Here is a 3,927-nt window from a genome sequence, read left to right as displayed (position 1 = left end):
GAACCAGGTCGGCTTCATGGCGCGGACCGACCGCAAGCGCCGCATCGATGACCTGGGTGCTCTGGCCGGGCTGCGCATCGGCGTCGTCCACGGCTACGTGAATCCGCCGCGCTTCGACGCGGCGAACCTGTCCGTCGAAGGCGCGGTGGACGACCTGGCCAACCTGCGCAAGCTGCTGGCCGGGCGCGTCGACCTGGTGCTGATCGACAAGGGCGTCGGCGCCCACCTGCTGGAGACGCAGCTGCGCGAGGCGGCCGGCAGGCTGAGCTGGCTCGATCCGGCGGTTTCGGAGATCCCGCTGTACACGGTGTTCTCCAAGGTCCGGCCCGAGGGCGAGCGCTTCGCCGCCGCGCTCTCCCGCGGCGTCGGCGAGCTGCAGGGCACTGGCCGGCTGGCGGCGCTGCTGCACCAGGGCGCGCGCTGGCAGTGAGGCCCCGCGCCCCGGCCGCGCCGGGCGCCCATGGGAGAATCGCCGCTTCCGTTCCCCCTCCGATTCCCTTCCAATTCCCCCTCCGATTGGCACGGGTCCGTCCGGCCCTCAACGCGCATGTCCCGTCACTTCACGGTGAGCGATTTCGACTTCGCTCTGCCCCCCGAACTCATCGCCCAGCATCCCGCCGCCGAGCGCAGCGCCTCACGGCTGCTCGACGGCCGCGCCGACCCGCCGGTCGACCGCGTGTTCCGCGAGCTGCCCGAGCTGCTCCATCCCGGCGACCTGCTGGTGTTCAACGACACCAAGGTCATCAAGGCGCGCCTGTACGGCGCGAAGGCCAGCGGCGGGGCGGTCGAGGCCCTGGTGGAGCGCGTGTTGCCCGGCACGCGCGAGGTCTGGGCCCACATGCGCGCCAGCAAGAGTCCCAAGCCGGGCGCGGTGGTGCGCTTCGCCGAGGCCTTCGATGCCGAGGTGCTGGGCCGCTGCGGGCCGGACGACGGCCTGTTCCACCTGCGCCTGTCCGGCGATCCGTTCGAGCTGCTGGAGCGGCACGGCCATGTGCCGCTGCCGCCGTACATCGCCCACGACGACTCCGCCGACGACGTGCGGCGCTACCAGACCGTGTTCGCGCGCGAGCCCGGAGCCGTCGCCGCGCCGACCGCCGCGCTGCACTTCGACGAGGCGCTGTTGGCGCGCCTGGCCGAGCGCGGCATCGGCACGGCGCATGTGACGCTGCACGTCGGCGCCGGCACCTTCCAGCCGGTGCGCGTCGAGTCGCTGGCCGAGCACAAGATGCACAGCGAGTGGTTCCAGGTCACGCCCGAGACCGTCGACGCGATCGCGCGCTGCCGCGCCGCCGGCGGCAAGGTCACCGCGGTCGGCACCACGACGCTGCGGGCGCTGGAGTCGGCCGCGCTCGGCGGCGGCCTGAAGGCCGGCGCGCGCGAGACCGACATCTTCATCACGCCCGGCTTCGACTTCCAGGTCGTGGACCGGCTGGTGACGAATTTCCATCTACCCAAGAGCACGCTGATGATGCTGGTCTCGGCCTTCGCCGGTTACGAGCCGGTCATGGCGCTGTACCGCCATGCGATCGCCCAGCGCTACCGCTTCTTCAGCTACGGCGACGCGATGCTGCTGGAGCGCACCCGCGGCTGAGCCCGCCCGCCGGTGTCACAGCCGGGTAGGCTGCGTCTCTTGTGAGCAAGACGACACCGGACGACGCGCCATGCCCGACATCGACTCCTCCTCAGCCGCTGCTTCCGACGCGGGCCACGCCGCGCCGGCGGCGGCCGACCAGGGCGCGACCGACCGCGCGCTGCGCTTCGACCGCGAGCACGCGCGCCCGCTGCGCGCGCTGGCCTACCGGATGCTGGGCTCCCGCGCCGAGGCCGAGGACATCGTCCAGGAAGCCTGGCTGCGCTGGGCCGATGTCGACGAGACCACGGTGCGGCACGTGGGCGCCTTCCTGTCGCGCCTGGTGACCAACCTCTGCCTGGACCGCTTGCAGTCGGCGGCGGCGCGGCGCGAGCAGTACGTCGGTGTCTGGCTGCCGGAGCCGCTGGTCGACGAGGCCGGCGACTGGTCGCCCAGTCCCGAGGCACAGGCCGAGTTCGCGCAGGACGTGTCGGTGGCCTTCCTGCTGACGCTGGAGCGGCTGTCGCCGTTGGAGCGGGCCGCCTTCCTGCTGCATGAGGTCTTCGAGCTGGACTTCGACGAGATCGCGCGCCGCCTGGGTCGCAGTGCCGCGGCCTGCCGCCAGCTGGCGAGCCGGGCGCGGCAGCACGTCAAGGCGGACTACGCGCGCCACGAGGTCGAGGACGAGGAGCGCCAGCGCCTGTTCCAGGCCTTCATGGGGGCGCTGCAGTCCTTCGACGTCGAGGGCCTGGCCCGCGTGCTGACCGACGACGCGGTGCTGCTGGCCGACGGCGGCGGCAAGGCGTCCGCGGTACCGCGGATGCTCGAGGGCGGCGCGCTGGTGGCGCGGACCTTCGTCGGCTTCGTCCGGATGCGCACCAGCCGGGACTGGCGCGTGCGGCCGGCGCAGGTCAACGGGCTGCCGGGCTACATCGTCTTCGACACCGCCGGCGAGCCGATCCAGACGGTGGCGCTGCGACCCGCGGCGGCGCCCGGCCGCATCAGCGCGATCTACGTCCAGCGCAATCCGGACAAGCTGCGCCACCTGCCCCGCATGGAGCCCTTGGTGACCCCCGCACCGGATCGGCCCGCGATGCCCGATCCGGGTGCGGACACGCCCCCCTGAAGCGCGGGATGCGCCCATCCGGGGCGTGACGCAAGTCCCGACCCCCGATGCGGACTGTGGTGTCCCCCCGCGCCCACGGGGGGTTGTGAATCCCTACCTTTAGGGACAATTGCCGCCACAAGACCTCTTCACTGCTCGGGACCTCTCATGACGCCGTTGGTTCGTACTTCCATCGCCGTGGCCGCCACGCTGTTCAGCGGCCTGGCCGCCGCCACCACCATCGGCGGACTGGTGAACACCGGCGCCGGCCTGGCTGCCGGCAGCAAGGACAGCAACTACTCGTTCTCCGCGATCGGCAACGCGGCCGGCCTGACCGGCAACGGCATCGTCAGCAACGGTAGCCTGGATCCGTTCCCGAGCTGGCTGGCCAACACGGCCAGCTCCTCGTGGCTGATCCCCGGCGCCAACCAGAACACGAATTACAGCCCGACCTCGAACTCGGTCTTCACCTGGTCGCTGAGCTTCGACCTGACCGGCTTCGACGCCAGCAGCGCGTCGTTCACCGGCCAGTGGGCGGCGGACAACAAGGGCGTGCTGCTGCTCAACGGCAACGTGATCTCGACGATTACCAGCCAGCGCGGCTACGCCGGCTGGACCTCGTTCGCCGCCTCGACCGGTTTCCTGGCGGGCGTGAACACGCTGCAGTTCGTCGTCACCGACAACGTCGACCGCACCTACAACTTCACCGGTTTGCGCGCGGAGTTCCTGAGCTCCAACGTCAACGCGACGATCGCGCCGTCGGTGCCGGAACCGCACAGCTACGCGCTGATGCTGGCCGGCCTGGGCGCGCTGGGCTTCGTGGCGCGTCGTCGCCGCGGCTGAACGCCCCACGCCCGATTAGCAGAAGCCGCTGAGTGATCAGCGGCTTTTTTCATTGCACTCCCGGCCGCCCCAACGAAAAAGCCGCCGATGAACGGCGGCTTTCGAGCCAGAGGCGCGGAGGGCTTATTCGTCGCCGCCGGTCAGCAGCGGGATCGAACCTTCCGAGTTCTTGCCCAGCAGGCCCGCGCGGCTGTACACGCCCAGCTTCTCGCGCGTGTCGGCGATGTCCAGGTTGCGCATCGTCAGCTGGCCGATGCGGTCCGCCGGCGAGAACGCCGCGTCTTCCACCTTTTCCATCGACAGGCGCTCCGGCGCGTAGGTCAGGTTGGGGCTGACGGTGTCCATGATCGAGTAGTCGTTGCCGCGGCGCAGCTCCAGCGTCACCTCGCCGGTGATCGCGCGGGCGACC

Annotated in this window: 4 protein-coding genes and 1 pseudogene; 4 read left to right on the top strand and 1 reads right to left on the bottom strand. The window is 71.1% G+C overall.

The genetic code is table 11. The annotated features are described in order from the left end of the window. The 4 genes from FUT87_RS25355 to FUT87_RS25340 all read left to right on the top strand — a co-directional run. Positions 1-430, top strand: a 430-nt coding sequence (locus FUT87_RS25355; protein WP_147242794.1) for an ABC transporter substrate-binding protein, incomplete at its 5' end; no start/stop codon positions are given. A 117-nt stretch (positions 431-547) separates the two neighbouring features. Beyond that, on the top strand, positions 548-1,591 hold the full coding sequence (gene queA, locus FUT87_RS25350; protein WP_147242793.1) for a tRNA preQ1(34) S-adenosylmethionine ribosyltransferase-isomerase QueA: 1,044 nt from the start codon (positions 548-550) through the stop codon (positions 1,589-1,591). A 70-nt stretch (positions 1,592-1,661) separates the two neighbouring features. Then, on the top strand, positions 1,662-2,696 hold the full coding sequence (gene sigJ / locus FUT87_RS25345) for an RNA polymerase sigma factor SigJ (RefSeq protein ID WP_147242792.1): 1,035 nt from the start codon (positions 1,662-1,664) through the stop codon (positions 2,694-2,696). 147 nt (positions 2,697-2,843) lie between these two features. Then, complete coding sequence (locus FUT87_RS25340) at positions 2,844-3,518, top strand: PEP-CTERM sorting domain-containing protein (RefSeq protein ID WP_147242791.1); 675 nt, start codon at positions 2,844-2,846, stop codon at positions 3,516-3,518. Between the two features lie 123 nt (positions 3,519-3,641). Here the strand turns inward: FUT87_RS25340 and FUT87_RS25335 are convergent. Further along, positions 3,642-3,927, bottom strand: a pseudogene (locus FUT87_RS25335) (argininosuccinate synthase); the annotation flags it as partial.

The sequence above is a fragment of the Mitsuaria sp. TWR114 genome, from assembly GCF_007997345.1.
Note: the sequence above shows the minus strand (reverse complement) of the source record. Positions and strands in the feature narration are given on the sequence as shown.

Bases quoted from the DNA above. Each gene is read 5' to 3' on its own strand.
- queA (WP_147242793.1), top strand. From the start codon at position 548: ATGTCCCGTCACTTCACGGTGAGCGATTTCGACTTCGCTCTGCCCCCC.
- sigJ (WP_147242792.1), top strand. From the start codon at position 1,662: ATGCCCGACATCGACTCCTCCTCAGCCGCTGCTTCCGACGCGGGCCAC.
- FUT87_RS25340 (WP_147242791.1), top strand. From the start codon at position 2,844: ATGACGCCGTTGGTTCGTACTTCCATCGCCGTGGCCGCCACGCTGTTC.